Genomic DNA, 17,520 nt, shown 5'->3' with positions numbered 1-17,520 from the left:
GCTCTTAATCAGGCTGGACTCACAGAACGATGCGCAGCGGCTCCTCGAGCAGGGCGACGAGGTCGCGCAGGAACGCGGCCGCGACGGCCCCGTCGAGCACCCGATGATCGACGGTGAGGGTGATCTTGACCGTGGGAACGGTCACCAGAATGCCGTCCCGCACGGCGGGCACGTCGGTTGCCGCGCCGATCGCCAGGATTCCGGCTTCCGGCGGGTTCAACACGGCCGTGAAGGAGTCGATGCCGAACATGCCGAGGTTGCTGATGGTGAAGGTTCCGCCGGTCATCTGCCCCAGGGACAGGCCGCCGCTGCGTGCCAGGCCGGCCAGTGCGCGGGTCTCCACGGCGATGGCGCCGAGCGGCTTCTGGTCGGCATCGGCGACGACGGGAACGAGCAGCCCGTCGTCGGTCGCGACGGCCACGCCCACGTTGACGTGCTGGTGGCGCCGGATGACACCGTCGCCCCAGGACGCGTTGACTTCGGGGTGCGCGCGCAGTGCGACCGCGCTGGCCCGCACGAACAGGTCGTTCAGGCTCACCTTGGTGCCGAGCGCGGCGAGCGACTCGTTGACGTCGGCGCGGAAGGCGACGAGGCGTTCCACGTTGACGACGCTGGTGAGGAAGAAGTGCGGCACGGCCTGGCTCTCGGTGAGTCGGCGGGCCGTGACGGCACGAATGCGGCTGACCGGCACGTCGACGGACTCGTTCGCACCGGATGCCGCGGCGGATGTGGCGACGACGGGTGCCGGAGCGGCGGCCTTCGCCGGAGCCGTCTGCTGCTTCGCGATGGCCGAATCCACGTCGGTGCGCGTGATCCGGCCCTGCGGGCCGGTGCCGGTCAGGGTGTGCAGGTCGATGCCGTGCTCGCGGCCGATCTTGCGGGCCAGCGGCGAGGTACGCAGCTCGCCGGTGGGTGCGGGCGAGGTACGCAGCTCGCCCGTGGGTGCGGGCGAGGTACGCAGCTCGCCGGTGGGTGCGGGCGAGGCACGCAGCTCGCCGGTGGGGGTTGGCGTGGCGGGGGCTGCGGCAGCCGCGGCTGCAGCCACGACGGGAGCGGGGGCATCCGCTGGGGGAGCCACGACGACAGCCGGCGCTGCGACAGCCGGCGCTGCGGGCGCCGCGTCACCCGTGACGATATTGCTGCCGTCGCCGATGCGGGCCACCGGCTCACCGATGGGCACGAGGGCGCCGGCGGCCACGAGGTGTTGCTCGAGGATGCCGTTGTCGAAGGCTTCGAGATCCATCGTGGCCTTGTCGGTCTCGATCTCGGCGAGCACATCGCCCTTGTGGATCTCGTCGCCGACCTGCTTCATCCAACGGCTGAGTTCGCCCTCCTCCATGGTGTCGGAGAGGCGGGGCATGATGACGTCGGGCATGGCCGGCTCCTACTTGTCGTTCGGGGTGGAGGAAATATTGAGCACGTCGCGCACCACGCGGGCGAGGTCGGCGGCGCTGGGCAGCGCGGCACGCTCGAGCGATTTGGCGTAGGGCAGCGGCACCTCGGCGGCGGCGACGCGGCGCACCGGGGCGTCGAGAAAGTCGAAGACGCCCTCGCCGATGGTCGCCGAGATCTCGGCGCCGATGCCGTAGCTGAGCCAGTCGTCTTCGAAGACGACGGCGTGGCCGGTCTTGCGAACCGAGCCGCAGATGGTGTCGCGGTCGAGCGGACGGAGGCTGCGCAGGTCGACGACCTCGATCGAGAGGCCCTCGGCTTCGAGCTGGTGGGCCACCTCGAGGGCGGTCGTTGTACCGCGTGAATAGCTCACAATGGTGAGGTCGGTGCCGGTCTTGACGACGGCGGCCTTGCCGATCTCGGCGACCTGCTCGCCATCGGGCACTTCGCCCTTGGTGCTGTAGAGCGAGAGGTTCTCCAGAAAGATCACCGGGTCGTCATCACGAATGGCCGCGGTGAGCAGCGCCTTGGCGTCGGCCGGGGTCGACGGGGCCACGACCTTGAGCCCGGGAATGTGCGCGTACCAGACCTCGAGGTTTTGCGAGTGGGTGGCGGCGAGCTGCTGGCCGCCGCCGCCGGGCATACGAATGACCAGCGGAATGGAGACCTGCCCGGCGAACATCGATCGCATCTTGGCGGCGTGGTTCACGATCTGATCGATCGCGATGAGGCTGAAGTTGATGGTCATGATCTCGACCACGGGCCGCATGCCGAGCATGGCGGCGCCGAGGGCGGCGCCCACGAAACCTTCTTCGGCGATCGGCGCGTCGAGCACCCGCTCGGGTCCGAAGTCTTCGAGCAGGCCGGCGGTGATCTTGTAGGACCCCTCAAACACGCCGATCTCTTCGCCGATGAGAAAGACCTTGTCGTCGTGTTCGAGCTCGGCGCGCAGGGTTTCGTTGAGCGCCTGGCGGTAGGTGATCGTGCGGGTGGCGGGTGCTACTTTGTCAGTCACAGTGCGTCCATAACGGGTTCTCCGGGCAGAGCGGATGGCGCGTTCGCCACCGCGGTCGCGTACACGTACGCGAACAGGTCCTTGGGGTCGGGCTCCGGGCTTTCCTCGGCGAAGGTGACCGCCTCGGTGACCCGCGCATCGGCGGCCTCGTCGATGGCGGCGGCATCCGCTTCGCTGAGCACGCCGGCCGTGATCAGCTCGGTGCGAAAGCTCGGCACCGGGTCGGACTGCTGGGCGATCGTGGTGTCTTCGCTCGAGCGGTACCGGGCCGGGTCGACCACGGAGTGGCCGCGCAGCCGGTAACACATGACCTCGAGCAGCACCGGTTGGCGCGTCTCGCGGGCTTGCTTCAGGGCGTCGCGGGCGGCATCGCGCACGGCGAGCACATCGTCGCCGTCGACCCGCACGCCGGGCATGCGGTACGAGGCGGCCCGCTTGTACAATTCCGGTTCAGCGGATGCCTTCTCCACCGTTGTTCCCATGCCGAGCCCATTGTTGACGATCACGTAGACGATTGGCAGCTTCCACAGCCCGGCGAGGTTGAGCGATTCGTGGAACGCACCGATATTGGTGGTGCCGTCGCCGAGCAGGCACATCACGGCGGCAGCGTCGGGGCCGGCCGACTCCTGGTACTTCAGGGCGAGTGCGGCGCCGGTGGCCGGGGGAATCTGCCCGCCGACGATGCCGTAGCCGCCGAACAGGCGCGTTTCCTGGTCGAAGAGGTGCATGGAGCCGCCGCGTCCGCCGGAGACGCCGGTGACCTTGCCGAACAGTTCAGCCATCACCCGCTCGGGCGACAGGCCGCGCAGCAAGGCGTAGCCGTGGTCACGGTAGCCGGTGAACAGGTAGTCCCGGGCCTCGATGGCCGCCATCAGGCCGACCACGGTGGCTTCTTCGCCGAGGTTCAAATGGCAGTAGCCGCCGATCTTGGCCCGGGCGTACATCTCGCTGGAGCGCAGCTCGAACGCGCGCACGAGCGACATCTGTTCGTAGAAGCCACGCAGGCTGTCGGCGGGTTCACCACCGACAGTCTTGACTTCTGCTGTCGATCGCGTGCGCGCTTTGGCCGCCATTCGGTCCCACTTTCCTGCTGATTACGTTCTTCAACCCTAAGGCTTTGTTTCTAAAGTTTTCCTGTAAAACCGGTGCTGGGTAAATGGGTACAAAATATCTCGAACTCGGGTGCCACCTATTTTGGGGAGACATAATGGGACCATGGCCGCCCAACCCCCGAGTTACAAGACGCTCGCCAGTCTGAGCCGCATGAATTTGCTCTACCAGCTGCAGAGCCGCGGAACGATGACCGTGAACGACCTCGCCGAAGCGGCCGGCCTGCACCACAACACCGCCCGCGAACACCTCGACCGTCTGATCAACGAGGGTTTCGTCACCTGTGCGCCCCAGCCGCGTGACAGCAAGGGCCGGCCCAAGATGCTCTACAGCGCTGCGGGCGGGGTCAGCACCGAGCTGGGCTCGATTCGCAGCCGCAAGATCGAGGCCGCGCAGGAGCGTGCCGATCAGCTGCGACGCATGCTGCCCGCCGGCCAGGCCGCCGTGGCCGGTTGCGCCGGTCCGGCCGCGCAACGCCAGCTCGACGCGCTCGACGACCACCTCGACCAGGCCGGCTTTGACGCGAGTATCGCCGCGAACCGCGAACAGCTCCACCTGCGCGACTGCCCGTACTCGGAAATGGTCAAAGACCACCCCGAGGTCTGCGGAGTGCACTACCGCCTGATTCAGGGTGTGCTGGAGCAGGCTGACGGCCCACTACGTGCGGTGGGCCTGAACCTCGTCGATGCGCCCCACCTCTGCGTGATCGATGTCGTCGCCATTCCGGTGGCCCGCGACGACGAGCCCGCCCCAAGCACTCCTGCTGCACCGCGAGCGGTGGCTAATTCAGGAAATCTACCCGGCGCCTCGCGCCCTGGGCACTGAATCAGGGGCGCATCGCACGCCGAAGCCCGGCTTTCCTGATTTAGCCACCAAAACCGGGTCCACCACCCCCGACCACCGCTTTCCCCGCCCTTTCGTGTTTGTTATGCGCCGGGTCAAAACATTATTCACGGTGGTTTGCCGTTGTTGCGAATTTAAGGTGCGGCGAAGCTTGTTTGAGGGTTGATGCCGCTTCGGCATTGCCCGCATAAGCAAGGGACAGCCGTGAACAAGCGCATCAGTACCTCCGCCGGCACGACCAAGCCCGGCACGACCAAGCCCGGCACCGACGGCCCCGTCGCCGACTCGCTGATCAAGCTCGGTCGCTTTCTGCGCCGGGGCGAGACCAGCGAAGACCTGCGCACGGTGTTCAAGAACGGCGGCCGCAGCGCCGACACGTTCTACCGTGACCGCTGGACCCACGACAAAGAGGTGCGCAGCACCCACGGCGTGAACTGCACCGGCAGCTGCTCCTGGAAGGTGTACGTCAAGGACGGCATCATCACCTGGGAAACCCAGCAGACCGACTACCCCAGTGTCGGCCCGGACAGCCCCGAGTACGAGCCGCGGGGCTGCCCCCGCGGCGCCGCCTTCAGCTGGTATACCTACTCGCCCACCCGGGTGCGTTACCCCTACGTGCGCGGCGTGCTGCTCAACCTCTACCGCGAAGCCAAGGCCCGCCTCGGCGACCCCGTGCTGGCCTGGGCCGAGATCACCGGCAACCCCGAGACCGCCCGCCAGTACAAGAGCGCCCGCGGCCAGGGCGGCCTGGTGCGTGCCAGCTGGGATGAAGCCGCCGAGATCGTCGCCGCCGCCCACGTGCACACCATCAAGAAGTTCGGCCCAGACCGGGTCGTCGGCTTCAGCCCGATTCCGGCCATGTCGATCGTGTCGCAGGGCGTCGGCAACCGTTTCATCTCGCTGCTCGGCGGCACCATGCTCTCGTTCTACGACTGGTACGCCGACCTGCCCGTGGCGAGCCCGCAGGTGTTCGGCGACCAGACCGACGTGCCCGAATCGGCCGACTGGTGGAACTCCAGCTACCTCATCATGTGGGGCTCCAACGTGCCCGTCACCCGCACCCCCGACGCCCACTTTATGGTCGAGGCCCGCTATCGCGGCCAGAAGGTCATCACCGTCTCGCCCGACTACGCCGACAACTCCAAGTTCGCCGACGAGTGGCTCGCCGTGCACCCCGGCACCGACGGCGCCCTCGCCCTCGCCATGGGCCACGTCATTCTGAAAGAATTCCTGGTTGACCGCCGCACGCCGCGCTTCGTCGAGTACATGAAGAAGTTCAGCGACTCGGCCTACCTGATCGCGCTCACCCCGCGCCAGGACGCCTGGGTTCCCGGCAAATTCCTGACGGCCGACGCGCTGCCCGGCACCGACGCATCCGTTTCGAGTGCCGCCTTCAAAACCGTCATGCTCGACGAGAACGGTGAGGCCTTCGTGCCGAACGGTTCGATCGGCCACCGGTTCAGCGAGGCCGACAAGGGCAAGTGGAACCTCGACCTCGAGGGCCGCGACCCGCTCCTCTCTATAGCGGATGCCCCCGACTACGACGGTGCCACCGTCGCGATCGACCTGCCCCGCTTCGACGAAACGCCGGGCGCTGACAGCGTCGGCGAACAGCACGCCGGCGCCGCCGGCATCGTGCGCCGCGGCGTGCCCGTGCGGGAGGTCGCCGGTATGCTCGTGACGACCGTGTTCGACCTGCTGCTCGCCCAGTACGGCGTCGGCCGGCCCGGCCTGCCGGGCGAATGGCCCACCGGCTACGACGACGCCTCCACCCCGGGCACCCCCGCCTGGCAGGAGGAGATCACCTCCGTGCCGTGGCAGGCCGCCGCCCGCATCGGCCGGGAGTTCGCCCAGAACGCCGAGGACTCCGAGGGGCGCTCGATGATTCTGATGGGAGCCGGCACCAACCACTGGTTCCACTCCGACACCATCTACCGCGCCTTTCTCGCCCTGACCACCATGACCGGCTGCCAGGGCGTCAACGGCGGCGGCTGGGCCCACTATGTCGGCCAGGAAAAGGTGCGACCGCTCACCGGCTACGGCCAGTACGCCTTCGGCCTGGACTGGGTGCGGCCGCCGCGCCAGATGATCGGCACCGGCTTCTTCTACCTCGCCACCGACCAGTGGCGCTACGACGGCCTCTCCGCCGACACCCTCTCCAGCCCGCTCGGCGCCGGCATCTTCAAGGGCCGCACCACCGCGGACACCATGGTCGAATCGGCCAAGCGCGGCTGGATGCCGAGCTACCCCACCTTCAACCGCAACTCGCTCGACCTCGTCGACGACGCGGTTGCCGCGGGGCAGGAACCGGCCGAATACGTCGTCGATTCGCTGAAAGACGGCTCGCTCGAGTTCTCCTGCGAAGACCCCGACGCGCCCGAGAACTTTCCGCGGGTGCTCGTGGTGTGGCGCGCCAACGTGCTCGGCTCCTCGGGTAAGGGCAACGAGTATTTTCTCAAGCACCTGCTCGGAGCGCCTTCCGCCGTGCGCGCCGTCGAATCCATGCCGGCTCGCCGCCCGCAGACCATGAAATGGCACGAAAGCGCCCCGGAAGGCAAGCTCGACCTGCTCGTCACGAGCGATTTCCGCATGACGTCGACGACCATCTACAGCGACGTCGTGCTGCCGCCGGCCACCTGGTACGAGAAGAACGACCTGTCGACGACGGACATGCATCCGTTCATTCACTCGTTCAACCCGGCGATCGCCCCGCCGTGGCAGGCCAAGACCGACTTCGACATCTTTCACGTGCTCGCCGCGAAGATCTCCGAGATGTCGGTGACGCACCTCGGGGTGCGCAAGGACCTGGTCGCGGCGCCCCTGCAGCATGACACCCCCGACGGCATGGCCACCCCGCACGGCACCGTGCTGAACGACCAGCCGCTCATTCCCGGGGTCACCATGCCCAAACTCGTCGTCGTGGAACGCGACTACCCGGCCTTCGCCGCAAAGCTCGGCGCGCTCGGCCCGCTCACCGAGAAGCTCGGCATGGTCACCAAGGGCGTGAAGTTCAACCCCGACGTGGAGGTGGCCTACCTCGGCAAGAAGAACGGACTGGTGCCCAGCGGGCCCGCCGCCGGACGGCCCCGACTCTCGACTGCGATCCACGCCTGCGAAATGGTGCTCGCCCTCTCGGGCACCACCAACGGCCGCCTCGGCACGCAGGGTTTTCGGCAGCTCGAGGAACGCACCGGCGTGAAGCTCGCCCAGCTGGCCAGCGACAACGAGGGCCGACGCTTCTCCTACCCGGATGTTCAGGGTGCGCCGGTTCCGGTGCTCACCTCCCCGGAATGGTCGGGCTCCGAGCACGGCGGTCGCCGCTACAGCGCCTTCACCATCAACGTTGAACACCTGAAGCCCTGGCACACCCTCACCGGCCGCCAGCACTTCTACCTCGACCACGACTGGATGATCGAACTCGGCGAGCAACTGCCCATCTTTCGGCCGCCGCTTGACATGCACCGCCTGTTCGACGACTCCATCGTCGGCGCAACCACCTCGACCGGGGCGCCCGGCGCCAAAGGTCACGCCGAGGTCGCCGTGCGTTATCTCACCCCGCACTCGAAGTGGTCGATCCACTCCGAGTACCAGGACAACCTGCTCATGCTCTCGCTGTCGCGGGGCGGGCCCACCATCTGGATGAGCCCGCAGGACGCCGACAAGATCGGCGTGCGCGACAACGAGTGGATCGAGTCCTATAACCGCAACGGCGTCGTCGTCGCGCGGGCGGTCGTGTCGCACCGCATGCCGGAGGGCACGGTGTACATGTACCACGCGAAGGACCGCACCATCAACGTGCCGGTCGCTGAAACCAGCGGCATGCGCGGCGGTACCAACAACTCGCTCACCCGCATCCTCTTGAAACCTTCTCACCTGATCGGCGGCTACGCCCAGCTGTCCTTCGCCTTCAACTACCTCGGCCCGACCGGGAACCAACGCGACGAGGTCACCGTGATTCGTCGTCGCAGCCAGAAAGTGGATTACTAATGCGTGTCATGGCCCAGATGTCGATGATCATGAACCTCGACAAGTGCATCGGGTGTCACACCTGCTCGGTCACCTGCAAGCAGGTGTGGACCAACCGCACCGGCGTGGAATACGCCTGGTTCAACAACGTGGAAACCCGGCCAGGCCTCGGCTACCCGCGCGAATACGAAGACCAGGAGAAGTGGAAGGGCGGCTGGGTGCGCAATAAGCGCGGCCGCCTGCAGCTCAAGGCCGGCGGGCGGCTGAAGAAGCTCTCCCAGATCTTCAACAACCCCAACCTGCCGCAGATCGACGACTACTACGAGCCGTGGACCTACGACTACGACATGCTCACCACCGCCCCGGCGGGCACGCAGAGCCCGGTCGCGCGCCCCAAGTCGCTGCTGACCGGCCAGGACATCGACATCAAGTGGTCGGGCAACTGGGACGACGACCTCGGCGGCTCGCAGGAGACGGCTGCGCAAGACCCGATCCTCGCGACCATGAGCGAGAAGGTGAAGATGGAGTTCGAAGAGACCTTCATGTTCTACCTGCCGCGCATCTGCGAGCACTGCCTGAACCCCGCCTGCGTTGCGGCCTGCCCGTCCGGCGCCATGTACAAGCGTGAAGAAGACGGCATCGTGCTCGTCGACGAAGACGCCTGCCGTGGCTGGCGCATGTGCGTCTCCGCCTGCCCATACAAGAAGGTCTACTTCAACCACAAAACGGGCAAGGCCGAGAAGTGCACGCTCTGCTACCCGTTGATCGAGCAGGGCAAGCCCACCATCTGCTCCGAAACCTGTGTCGGACGTCTGCGTTACCTTGGCCTCATGCTGTACGACGCCGATGCCGTGCTCGCCGCAGCCTCGATCGAGAACGATCAGGACCTGCTCAATGCCCAGCGCGCCTGTTTTCTCGACCCCTTCGACCCCGAGGTCATCGCCGCCGCCAAGGCGGAGGGCATGGCTGACGATTGGATCGAAGCCGCCCAGAACAGCCCTATTTACAAGCTCATCTCCGAGTTCGAGGTGGCCCTGCCGCTGCACCCGGAATACCGCACCATGCCCATGGTCTGGTACATCCCCCCGCTCTCGCCCGTCGTCGACGTCGTGAGCAACTCCGGCAGCGACGGCGAAGACGCACGCACCCTGTTCGCCGCCATCGACAAGCTGCGCATTCCGGTGGAATACCTCGCCGGGCTGTTCTCGGCCGGCGACGTCGTGCCGGTGGAACTGTCGCTCCGCAAGCTCGCCGCGATGCGCGCCTACATGCGCGGCATCTTCCTCGGCAACGAGCCCGATGAGCGCATTCCCAACGCGGTCGGCATGACCGGTGAGACCATCACCGCCATGTACCGGCTGCTCGCGATCGCCAAGTACGAGGATCGCTACGTCATTCCCAAGGCACACGTAGAGACCGCGCGGGAGCTCGACGAGCTCGGCTGCTCGCTCGACAACGACGGCGGTCCCGGCATGGGCGGCCCCACGTCGCACGCCGGCCCCCACAACGCCGGCGACCCCGGTCCCTCGGGCCCCTATGGCAACACCCCCGGCATGCCGCTGAACGCGACGGTCGACAACTACAACCAGATGGTCGGGGACTCCCCGATCATCAAGACCCGCCCGGCGACCCCCGGCCGCATCAACCTGCTCAATTGGAACGGTGGCGGCGTGCCCAAGGGCATGTTCCCGCCGGTAGCGGATGCCGGGAGCCCGGCATGAACACCGCCACGCTCGCGCGCCGCATGAACTTCGGTTTTCGCGCGCCCAAGGTCGCCCCCAGGTCGTTCGCGGCCGTTCCGCTGACGCCTGAGCAGGGGGTCCTCGCGCACATGGCGGCGTCCATCCTGTTGGACTACCCCACGCCGGCAAGGCGGGCGCAGTTCGCGCTGGTGGAGGCATCCGTTGCAGATCTGCCGGGTGAGCTGCACCGCAGCTTCGCGGCGTTTTTCACCGCGGTCAACCCGCTCAGCCAGCAGCAGCTCGAGACCCACTTCACCGCAACCTTCGACCTGAAACGCAAGTGCTGCCCGTACCTCACCTACTATGCGGCCGGCGACACCCGTCGTCGCGGCATGGCGTTGGTACGGTTCGTCGAGGCCTACCGGGCGGCCGGCTGGCAGGTAGACGCCGACGAATTGCCCGACTACCTGCCGATGGTGCTCGAATTTTCGGCGCTGTCGGACTCCCCGATCGCGCAGGAGCTGCTCTCCGCGCACCGCGACGGCATCGAGGTGCTGCGTGCGGCGCTCGAGAAGTTCGAGAGCCCCTACGCGCACCTCGTCGAGGCGGTGTGCCTCTCGCTGCCGGTGATCGACGACGAGACCCGCGAACGTTACCTCAACCTGGTCAATGAGGGACCGCCGACCGAGACGGTCGGTATGACCTACCTCGGCAATTTGAAGCCGTTTTCCGCGCACACGAACGAAGATGTGAGAGTATGACCGCCTGGGATTACCTGCTCTGGGTCGCCTTTCCCTACGCCGCCTCCGGGGTGTTCGTGGTCGGCCACCTGCTGCGCTACCGCTACGACCAGTTCGGCTGGACGTCGCGCTCGAGCCAGACCTACGAGAACCGGCTGCTGCGCTGGGGATCGCCCATGTTCCATTACGGCATTCTGATGGTGATCGGCGGGCATGTCGTTGGCCTGTTCATTCCCAAGCCGTGGCTGGAATTCTTCGGCGTGACCGAGCACATGTACCACCTCGGGGCCACCTGGCTCGGCAGTTTCGCGGCCGTGCTCACCGTGGCCGGGCTCGCCATTTTGATCTACCGGCGCCGCCTGACCAAACGGGTGCTGCTCGTCACGACGGTGATGGACAAGGTCATGTATGTGTTCCTGGCCGGCACCATCGCCTTCGGCACGACCGCGACTGTGCTGTACCAGATCTTCGGCGGCGGCTACGACTACCGCGGGTCGATCTCGCCGTGGATCCGCTCGCTGTACAGCCTGCAGCCCGACCCCTCGCTCATGAGCGATGTGCCGTTCTTCTTTCAGCTGCACGTGCTCACCGCCACGACGCTGTTCCTGCTCTGGCCGTTCACCCGTCTGGTGCACGTGTTCTCGGCGCCGCTCGGCTACCTCGTGCGCCCCTACGTGGTCTACCGCTCACGGGACAACCCCCGCGGCGCCGGATCGCGCGCCCCGCGCCGCGGTTGGGAGAAGAGCGAACGCCCGCTGGAACGTTCACGCAAGTAGTCTTTTTTTATGGTGCGCATCAAGAGGGCTTATGAGGAGGCATCCACTGCCGATGGATGTCGGGTGCTGGTCGATCGACTCTGGCCGCGCGGTGTCTCCAAGGAGCGCGCCGATCTCACCGAGTGGTTGAAGGAGGTTGCCCCCTCGCCCGCATTGCGCACCTGGTGGAACCACGACCCCGAGCGCCTGGACGAGTTCGCGCTACGCTACCGCGCCGAGCTCGATTCTCAGCCCGAGACGAAAGCGGCCGTCGTGCAGCTGCGCGCGCTCGCCGCCCAGGGGGTCACCACCCTGATCTACGGGGCCAAGGACCCGCACGTCAACCATGCCCGGGTGCTCGCGGAGTACCTCGAGGAGTAGCCGCGCAGCTCGCCCCCTCAGTCCGGATGTGCGGCATCCGCTCGCGGCACGACCGGTGCGGCGGCATCCGCTTGCACCGGTCGTGTGTCGGGGCGCTAGACCCGCTCGAGGGAGATGGACTCGTCGGCCAGGCGGGCAGGATCGACCGGGACATCGCGGCGAATGAGGGCCTGCACGGCGTCGTTGACGTTCCAGACGTTCACGTTCATGCCGGCGACCACCCGGCCGGCGTTCAGCCAGAACACCACGAACTCCCGGCTGGCTCGGTCGCCGCGGTAGACCAGCTCGGCGCCGCGCGTGAGCGGTCCAAAGCCGGAATACTCCATGCCGAGGTCGAACTGGTCGGTGTAGAAGTACGGGATGGCGTCGAAAGAGACATCCTGGCCGAGCATCGCCCTGGCTGCGACCGGGCCGCCGTTCAGGGCGTTCGCCCAGTGTTCACTGCGCAGGCGCAGATTCACGAGCGGATGCTGCGCGTTGGCCACATCGCCCGCCGCGAACACGTGCGGGTCGCTCGTCTCCAGGTTGGCGTCGACCAGGATTCCATTGTCGACGGCCAGCCCGGCCTTCTGGGCGAGTTCCACGTTCGGGACAACGCCGATGCCCACCAGTACGAGGTCGGCGGGTACGATTTCGCCGCCGGCCAGCAGCACCCCGGTCACCTGGCCGCCGACACCGACCAGGCCCTCGACCACCACGGATCGGCGCACGGTCACCCCGTGCTCCTCGTGCAGGGTTGCGAACAGGGCGCCGAGTTCACTGCCGAGCGCCGCAGCGAGCGGTACGGCGCCGCGTTCGAGAACGGTGATGTCGTTGCCGAGGGTTCGGGCCGTCGCGGCTACTTCCAGGCCGATCCAGCCCGAACCCACGACGACGAGCCGTTTGCCGCCGTCGGCGAGCAGCGAGTGCAACAGGTCGGAGTCGTCGAGGGTGCGCAGGTAATGCACGCCGGCCAGGGTGGCCCCCGGCACGGTCAGGCGGCGAGGCCGGGAACCCGTGGTCAACAGCAGACGGTCGTACCGGCGTGATCCGCCATCATCCGTGCCGACCCGGCGATCCTCGAGGTCGAGGCTGACCGCGCGCGTGCCGGGGTGAAACTGCACGTCGCAGTCGGAGTACCAGGACTTGCTTTCCACGAAGACCGATGCCCGGTCGGCGCTGCCGGCGAGATAGTCCTTCGACAGCGGCGGGCGAATATAGGGAAGGTGTTCTTCGGCGCCGATGAGGTGGACCTCCCCGCGAAAGCCCTCATCGCGCAGGGTGCGGGCCGCGCTCGCCCCCGCGAGCGACGCCCCCACAATCACGAAAGTCTGTTGGTCGGCCATTGCGTGGTCCTCCCTCGAAAGCGTGCTCTGACTGTATGAGGGTTTGCCCGTTTGGGCGAGGGGGCGGTTTGCGGGCGGCGAGGCGGCATCCGCTGGGCGCGGGCGGGTGACGGATGCCGCGCGCGGCCCCCGCGGGCAGGCTCAGCTCGGCGAGACCACCGTATTGCAGCGCCAGCAGGGGGCGGGCAGCTCGCCGGAGACGTAGGCGCCGCACTCCGGGCAGACCTGTTCGAGCCAGCAGACCGGGTCGCCGCCGATGGGTTCCATCGTTCTAGTATGGCCCCCCGGGCAGAAAAAGACCCGAGGACCCCCGCTGGAGGAGAGGGGGCCTCGGGTGGGAGGAGGGAGCGTCAGCTCGGGTTGGGCGCGCCGGGCCGGGCGTAGTAGAACCAGGCGAGGCCGGTGCAGATCACGCAGAACACCGAGCAGCCGATGAAGAACGCCGTCGGGCTCATGGCGGTGAGGGCCATACCCACGATGAACGGTCCGAAGGCGGCGATCGCGGCGGTCCAGCCGATCGCGCCGCCGGCCTGCCGCTTGGGGAAGATCATCGGCATCTGCTTGAACGTTCCGGCGTTGGCCAGGCCGGAGAAGAAGAAGATGATGATCATGCCGGTGAGAAAGCCGGAGAACTCGTTGACGCTCGTCGGGGTGAGGAAGAACACCGTGACCAGGGTGCCGACAGCCATGCCCGCGCCGCCGATGAAGGTGAAGATGGCGCCGCCGAACCGGTCGCAGAGCGGGCCGGAGGCCGCGCGCACCAGGGCGCCGACGACGGGGCCGATGAAAGCGAAGGCGAGCGGGTTGGGAGCGTCGGGAAAGTCGCCGTAGACGTTGAGAATGATCAGGCCCATCTGCGCGGCCAGGCCGCTGAAGGCGCCGAAACTCATCAGGTAGATGGCGGTCATGATCCAGGTGTGCTTGACCTTGAAGATGTCGAGCTGCTGCCGAAAGTTGGCCTTGATCGGCACTCGCTTGAGAAAGAGCAGAGCGAGGATGACAGCGAGGATGACCCAGGGGATGAGCACGAGTCCGCCGTTGTGCAGCCAGACCAGTTCACCGTTCGAGTCGCTCTCCGGGGTGAGGGCGGCCGTGCCGAGCAGGCCGAAACCGACGACCCAGGGGGTGAGCAGCTGGATGAGGCCGATGCCGAAGTTGCCGAGGCCCGCCTGCAGGCCGAGTGCGGTTCCGGCGAGGCGCTTGGGAAAGAAGTAGCTGGTCGAGGCCATGAAACCAGAGAAGCTGCCGCCGCCGATGCCGGCCGCGAACGAGAGCGCGAGCAGCACCCAGTATGGGGTGGACACGTCGCGAGCGACGAGGGTCCAGCCGATCATCGGCAGCAGCAGCAGGGCGCTGGAGAGGGCGACGAGAATGCGGGTGCCGAGAATCGGCGGCAGGAACATGAACACGAGGCGCAGCAGTCCGGCGGCCAGGCCGGGCAGCGCGACGAGCCAATACAGCTGGCTGGTGCTGAGGTCGAAGCCAATGTCATTGAGCCTGGGCGCGATCGCGCTGACCAGGTACCAGGCGGCGAAACCGAGGGTCATGCTGAAGGTCGTGATCCACAGCGTGCGCCAGGCGAGGCGTGAATCCCAGGTTTCGTCGTGTTCCGGATCCCAGTTGGAGAGGTCCGGCTTCAGCGTGGACGTGACACGTGGGGGTGAGACGGTTGACATGGGCTTCCTCGGTTGTTCGGTCGGGCATGCGGCCCGTTGTACTAGCAAGCTTGTTCGCTTGCCGATCGGGGTGCATCGGGCAAACACCGTGACAAATGAATCCCGCCAAAGCGGATGCCGGTGGCCGGCCCGCTGCCTCCTCCGGTCGCTCGTGGCACGCGTACGCCCGGTTGGCACGTGTTCCAACCCGTGCCGGGAGCTCGACCGCGTGCCGCGAGCACGGGCGGGCATCCGCTTGGGTCGGAGCGCTCTGCCTGCGTCGGGGTACTGTGGAACGGTGAAAACTCAGCTCAAGCTTGGGGCCGAACTCGGGGCCGTCGTGATCACCGTGTCTGATCGCTGTTCGCGCGGCGAACGCGAGGATCGGTCGGGGCCGGCCGCGGTCGATGCGCTCTTGGAGGTCGGCATTCCGGCTGGTGCGCCGCGCGTGGTGCCTGACGGAATCGAGAGTGTGGCCGGGGCCATTTCGGCGGCGCTCGGCGACGGCGCCCGCCTCGTCGTGACGACCGGCGGCACCGGGGTCTCGGTCCGCGACCTCACGCCCGAGGGCACGGCCACGCTGCTGAACACGATTCTGCCGGGCATCTCCGAGCGGATGCGCGCCGTCAGCGTCGCGACGATCCCCACCGCGGTGCTCTCCCGCGGTATCGCCGGCATCGCCGATTCGGTCGGCAACAACGGTGCTCTGGTGGTGAACCTGCCCGGCTCGGTCGGCGCGGTGCGCGACGGTGTGGCCATCCTCGCGCCGCTCGTACGGCACGTCATCGATCAGCTCGACGGCGGCGACCACTGATGGCTGCCGGCTTCGCCCGGGTCACACAGTCGCCGCTCGACGTCGGCGAGCACATTTCGGCCGTGTCCGATGCGACGCACGGCGCCGTGGTGACGTTCATCGGGCAGGTGCGCGACCACGATCCCGATGCCACGGGCCGCGTCACGGGTCTCGACTACAGTGCGCATCCCGACGCGGGGCGCCTTATTGGTGAGATCGCCGACCGGGTGCGGGGGCAGCATCCGCTCGTGGTGTTGGCGGTCAGTCACCGCATCGGACATCTCGACGTGGGCGACCTTGCCCTCGTCGCGGCGGTCGCGAGCGCGCACCGCGGTGATGCATTCGCGGCCTGCGAATCGCTCGTGGAAACCGTGAAGGCCGAGGTTCCGATCTGGAAGAAGCAATACGAGGTCGACGGAACGAATTCCTGGGTCGGTTTGTGACGTACTACCGGGGTGGCCGTTCAGAACTGCGGAGATCGGCGCGAAAACGCCTGTTTCGCCGCCGGGCCGGGGCGTTCAGCTAAAAATCTCCGCAGATATGAACGGGGTCAGCCGCCGGCGAAGGGTGGAAGTACGTCGACCGTGTCGGTGGGCGCGAGCGTGACCGCGTCATCGCTCGCGCGGGCGCCGTTCACGAGGAGTGAGCAGAGGCCGAGCACGCGCACGAACTCGCTGCCGTAGTGCTCGCCGAGCTGGGTGCGCAGTTCGCCGATCGTGCCGGCGTCGAGCGTGGCCGTCTCGGTCTGCGCGGCTTCGGCGGCGCCGGCGAAAAATCGCAGGGTTGCCATCAGAGTTTCTCGGGCGCCCAGTCGCGGGCGAGTTCGCTCGCGGCCGTGCAGGCGGCTTCGATGTCGGCGCCGGTTCCGCCGTTCTTCGCGGCGGCCAGGCCGATCAGAAAGGTGCTGAGCGGCGCGGCCGGTCGGGCCACGTTATGGGCGACGTCGCGGGCCACATCGAGCAGGTCACCCACCGGCACGTCGGCCGGATCGAGCTGGAGCCGATCGGCGAGGGCCGTGAGCCACTCGTCGAGCGCCTCGGGAGGCAGCGGTGCAGAGCTCATTCGGGGTCACTCCTCGGTCGGGTTTGCGTGGGTCAAACGGTTGGAACTGCTCTCAACATCCTGCCACGTGTCGACGTCGGTGCCGGTTTCGGATTCGTCTGGCAGCCCGTCGAGGTTCAGCCCCGCGAGCAGCTCGCGCATGCTGGCACCGTTGACGCGATCGCCCAGGCGACTGACGGCGGCTCGCAGGGCGGGGGCCCGGTAGATTGCGGCGAGCCACTGCGCATGGCCGCTGGCGTCGACCAGGTGCACCCCGTCGACGCTCGGAACGGTATCGTGTTCCGGCCGGTCGAGAGCAGGCGCCGGCGGCGCCGGGTCGAGCGGTGCCGTGAGGCTCGCCGTATCAAGAGCGGATGCTGCCGCGACCAGCAGGCGCGCGGCATCCGCTCCCCAGGGCAGATCGCAGGCGAGCACGAGCAACCAGTCGGCGGGCTCATCGGCGTTCGCCGCGAGGGTCGTCAGGCCGGCCGCGATGCCGGCCACCGGGCCGCCAAACGGTGGATCTTCGAGGGCCCAGTTCAAGGCAGCACCCGCATGGTCGCCGGCAGCGGGCCGAGCAGCGGGCGAACCGACCACGACCGCGTGCCGGGCGACCGGGCGGGCGTCGAGCACGCGGGAGAGCAGGGTGCGCCCCGCCACTTCGACAGCGGGCTTGAGTGCGCCGCCGAGACGGCTGCCGCGTCCACCGGCGAGCACGATGAGGTCGATGGTGGTGGGATGTGGGCTCATGAGGGGTTCCCGGGCCGTGACCGCGCCCGGTTTGGGTAGCCGCTACGGTAATCGGCGTAGCGGCTACCCGTT

Annotated in this window: 17 protein-coding genes; 8 read left to right on the top strand and 9 right to left on the bottom strand. The window is 67.5% G+C overall.

Annotation, left to right across the window (positions count from 1 at the left end; genetic code table 11):
- Nucleotides 1–19 precede the first annotated feature (19 nt).
- The 3 genes from E3O25_RS14845 to pdhA are packed head-to-tail and all read right to left on the bottom strand — an operon-like array spanning nucleotide 20 to nucleotide 3,480.
- Nucleotides 20–1,375 carry a dihydrolipoamide acetyltransferase family protein gene (locus E3O25_RS14845; RefSeq protein WP_166806035.1) on the bottom strand — a complete coding sequence of 452 codons (1,356 nt, stop codon included), beginning with the start codon at nucleotides 1,373–1,375 and terminating at the stop codon, nucleotides 20–22.
- 9 nt (nucleotides 1,376–1,384) lie between these two features.
- A complete protein-coding gene (locus E3O25_RS14840; RefSeq protein ID WP_241988616.1) occupies nucleotides 1,385–2,407 on the bottom strand; it encodes an alpha-ketoacid dehydrogenase subunit beta in 1,023 nt (340 codons plus the stop codon).
- Nucleotides 2,404–3,480: a pyruvate dehydrogenase (acetyl-transferring) E1 component subunit alpha gene (pdhA, locus tag E3O25_RS14835; RefSeq protein ID WP_134361531.1), complete on the bottom strand. Its 1,077-nt coding sequence runs from the start codon at nucleotides 3,478–3,480 to the stop codon at nucleotides 2,404–2,406. The genes E3O25_RS14840 and pdhA overlap by 4 nt, the downstream gene beginning before the upstream one ends.
- Nucleotides 3,481–3,622: 142 nt before the next feature.
- Here pdhA and E3O25_RS14830 point away from each other — a divergent pair, with 142 nt between their 5' ends.
- The 6 genes from E3O25_RS14830 (at nucleotide 3,623) to E3O25_RS14805 (ending at nucleotide 11,884) form a co-directional block, all read left to right on the top strand.
- Complete coding sequence (locus E3O25_RS14830; protein ID WP_134361530.1) at nucleotides 3,623–4,342, top strand: metalloregulator ArsR/SmtB family transcription factor; 720 nt, start codon at nucleotides 3,623–3,625, stop codon at nucleotides 4,340–4,342.
- A 222-nt stretch (nucleotides 4,343–4,564) separates the two neighbouring features.
- Nucleotides 4,565–8,347, top strand: a complete 3,783-nt coding sequence (locus E3O25_RS14825) for a nitrate reductase subunit alpha (RefSeq protein WP_241988615.1) — start codon at nucleotides 4,565–4,567, stop codon at nucleotides 8,345–8,347.
- A complete protein-coding gene (gene narH / locus E3O25_RS14820) occupies nucleotides 8,347–10,047 on the top strand; it encodes a nitrate reductase subunit beta (RefSeq protein WP_092106131.1) in 1,701 nt (566 codons plus the stop codon). The genes E3O25_RS14825 and narH overlap by 1 nt, the downstream gene beginning before the upstream one ends.
- Nucleotides 10,044–10,769 (top strand): nitrate reductase molybdenum cofactor assembly chaperone, encoded by a 726-nt coding sequence (narJ, locus tag E3O25_RS14815; protein WP_241983961.1) that lies wholly within the window; start codon nucleotides 10,044–10,046, stop codon nucleotides 10,767–10,769. The genes narH and narJ overlap by 4 nt, the downstream gene beginning before the upstream one ends.
- Entirely contained in the window at nucleotides 10,766–11,524 is a 759-nt protein-coding gene (gene narI / locus E3O25_RS14810; RefSeq protein WP_092106129.1) for a respiratory nitrate reductase subunit gamma, read from the top strand. The genes narJ and narI overlap by 4 nt, the downstream gene beginning before the upstream one ends.
- Nucleotides 11,525–11,533: 9 nt before the next feature.
- Nucleotides 11,534–11,884, top strand: a complete 351-nt coding sequence (locus E3O25_RS14805; RefSeq protein ID WP_134361528.1) for a DUF488 domain-containing protein — start codon at nucleotides 11,534–11,536, stop codon at nucleotides 11,882–11,884.
- A 95-nt stretch (nucleotides 11,885–11,979) separates the two neighbouring features.
- Here E3O25_RS14805 and E3O25_RS14800 read toward each other — a convergent pair whose 3' ends face one another.
- The 3 genes from E3O25_RS14800 to E3O25_RS14795 all read right to left on the bottom strand — a co-directional run bounded on the left by E3O25_RS14800 (nucleotide 11,980) and on the right by E3O25_RS14795 (nucleotide 14,885).
- Complete coding sequence (locus tag E3O25_RS14800) at nucleotides 11,980–13,209, bottom strand: NAD(P)/FAD-dependent oxidoreductase (RefSeq protein ID WP_134361527.1); 1,230 nt, start codon at nucleotides 13,207–13,209, stop codon at nucleotides 11,980–11,982.
- A 141-nt stretch (nucleotides 13,210–13,350) separates the two neighbouring features.
- Nucleotides 13,351–13,476, bottom strand: a complete 126-nt coding sequence (locus E3O25_RS17720; protein ID WP_255576223.1) for a hypothetical protein — start codon at nucleotides 13,474–13,476, stop codon at nucleotides 13,351–13,353.
- A gap of 83 nt (nucleotides 13,477–13,559) precedes the next feature.
- Complete coding sequence (locus tag E3O25_RS14795; protein WP_092106123.1) at nucleotides 13,560–14,885, bottom strand: MFS transporter; 1,326 nt, start codon at nucleotides 14,883–14,885, stop codon at nucleotides 13,560–13,562.
- Nucleotides 14,886–15,162: 277 nt separating this feature from the next.
- Between E3O25_RS14795 and E3O25_RS17600 the strand changes: the two genes are divergently transcribed.
- Together E3O25_RS17600 and E3O25_RS14785 are read left to right on the top strand one after the other, a co-directional pair.
- Complete coding sequence (locus E3O25_RS17600) at nucleotides 15,163–15,678, top strand: molybdenum cofactor biosynthesis protein B (RefSeq protein ID WP_241988614.1); 516 nt, start codon at nucleotides 15,163–15,165, stop codon at nucleotides 15,676–15,678.
- The gene (locus E3O25_RS14785; protein WP_134361525.1) at nucleotides 15,678–16,100 is read left to right on the top strand and encodes a molybdenum cofactor biosynthesis protein MoaE; all 423 of its coding nucleotides are present in this window, start codon (nucleotides 15,678–15,680) and stop codon (nucleotides 16,098–16,100) included. Before E3O25_RS17600 ends, E3O25_RS14785 begins: the two co-directional genes overlap by 1 nt.
- A 107-nt stretch (nucleotides 16,101–16,207) precedes the next feature.
- Here E3O25_RS14785 and E3O25_RS14780 read toward each other — a convergent pair whose 3' ends face one another.
- Genes E3O25_RS14780 through E3O25_RS14770 form a run of 3 tightly spaced genes read right to left on the bottom strand, consistent with a single transcriptional unit; the run spans nucleotide 16,208 to nucleotide 17,448 of the window.
- Nucleotides 16,208–16,447 carry a MoaD/ThiS family protein gene (locus E3O25_RS14780; protein WP_134361524.1) on the bottom strand — a complete coding sequence of 80 codons (240 nt, stop codon included), beginning with the start codon at nucleotides 16,445–16,447 and terminating at the stop codon, nucleotides 16,208–16,210.
- Nucleotides 16,447–16,719, bottom strand: coding sequence for a DUF6457 domain-containing protein (locus E3O25_RS14775; RefSeq protein ID WP_092106117.1), 273 nt, complete (start codon nucleotides 16,717–16,719; stop codon nucleotides 16,447–16,449). Before E3O25_RS14775 ends, E3O25_RS14780 begins: the two co-directional genes overlap by 1 nt.
- 6 nt (nucleotides 16,720–16,725) lie before the next feature.
- Nucleotides 16,726–17,448 (bottom strand): molybdenum cofactor guanylyltransferase, encoded by a 723-nt coding sequence (locus E3O25_RS14770; protein WP_134361523.1) that lies wholly within the window; start codon nucleotides 17,446–17,448, stop codon nucleotides 16,726–16,728.
- Between the last annotated feature and the right edge of the window lie 72 nt (nucleotides 17,449–17,520).

The sequence above is a fragment of the Cryobacterium sp. TMT1-3 genome, assembly GCF_004402315.1.
GTDB classification, from domain to species: Bacteria; Actinomycetota; Actinomycetes; order Actinomycetales; family Microbacteriaceae; genus Cryobacterium; species Cryobacterium luteum.
The sequence above is the reverse complement of the archived record's forward strand: the minus strand, read 5'-3'. Positions and strand labels throughout refer to the sequence as shown.

Excerpts from the sequence above, each read along its gene's own strand:
- E3O25_RS14795 (WP_092106123.1), bottom strand. The coding sequence starts at position 14,885 with ATGTCAACCGTCTCACCCCCACGTGTCACGTCCACGCTGAAGCCGGAC.
- narI (WP_092106129.1), top strand. The coding sequence starts at position 10,766 with ATGACCGCCTGGGATTACCTGCTCTGGGTCGCCTTTCCCTACGCCGCC.
- E3O25_RS14785 (WP_134361525.1), top strand. The coding sequence starts at position 15,678 with ATGGCTGCCGGCTTCGCCCGGGTCACACAGTCGCCGCTCGACGTCGGC.
- narJ (WP_241983961.1), top strand. The coding sequence starts at position 10,044 with ATGAACACCGCCACGCTCGCGCGCCGCATGAACTTCGGTTTTCGCGCG.
- E3O25_RS14800 (WP_134361527.1), bottom strand. The coding sequence starts at position 13,209 with ATGGCCGACCAACAGACTTTCGTGATTGTGGGGGCGTCGCTCGCGGGG.
- E3O25_RS14845 (WP_166806035.1), bottom strand. The coding sequence starts at position 1,375 with ATGCCCGACGTCATCATGCCCCGCCTCTCCGACACCATGGAGGAGGGC.
- pdhA (WP_134361531.1), bottom strand. The coding sequence starts at position 3,480 with ATGGCGGCCAAAGCGCGCACGCGATCGACAGCAGAAGTCAAGACTGTC.
- E3O25_RS14780 (WP_134361524.1), bottom strand. The coding sequence starts at position 16,447 with ATGGCAACCCTGCGATTTTTCGCCGGCGCCGCCGAAGCCGCGCAGACC.
- E3O25_RS14830 (WP_134361530.1), top strand. The coding sequence starts at position 3,623 with ATGGCCGCCCAACCCCCGAGTTACAAGACGCTCGCCAGTCTGAGCCGC.
- narH (WP_092106131.1), top strand. The coding sequence starts at position 8,347 with ATGCGTGTCATGGCCCAGATGTCGATGATCATGAACCTCGACAAGTGC.
- E3O25_RS14805 (WP_134361528.1), top strand. The coding sequence starts at position 11,534 with ATGGTGCGCATCAAGAGGGCTTATGAGGAGGCATCCACTGCCGATGGA.
- E3O25_RS14770 (WP_134361523.1), bottom strand. The coding sequence starts at position 17,448 with ATGAGCCCACATCCCACCACCATCGACCTCATCGTGCTCGCCGGTGGA.
- E3O25_RS17720 (WP_255576223.1), bottom strand. The coding sequence starts at position 13,476 with ATGGAACCCATCGGCGGCGACCCGGTCTGCTGGCTCGAACAGGTCTGC.
- E3O25_RS14775 (WP_092106117.1), bottom strand. The coding sequence starts at position 16,719 with ATGAGCTCTGCACCGCTGCCTCCCGAGGCGCTCGACGAGTGGCTCACG.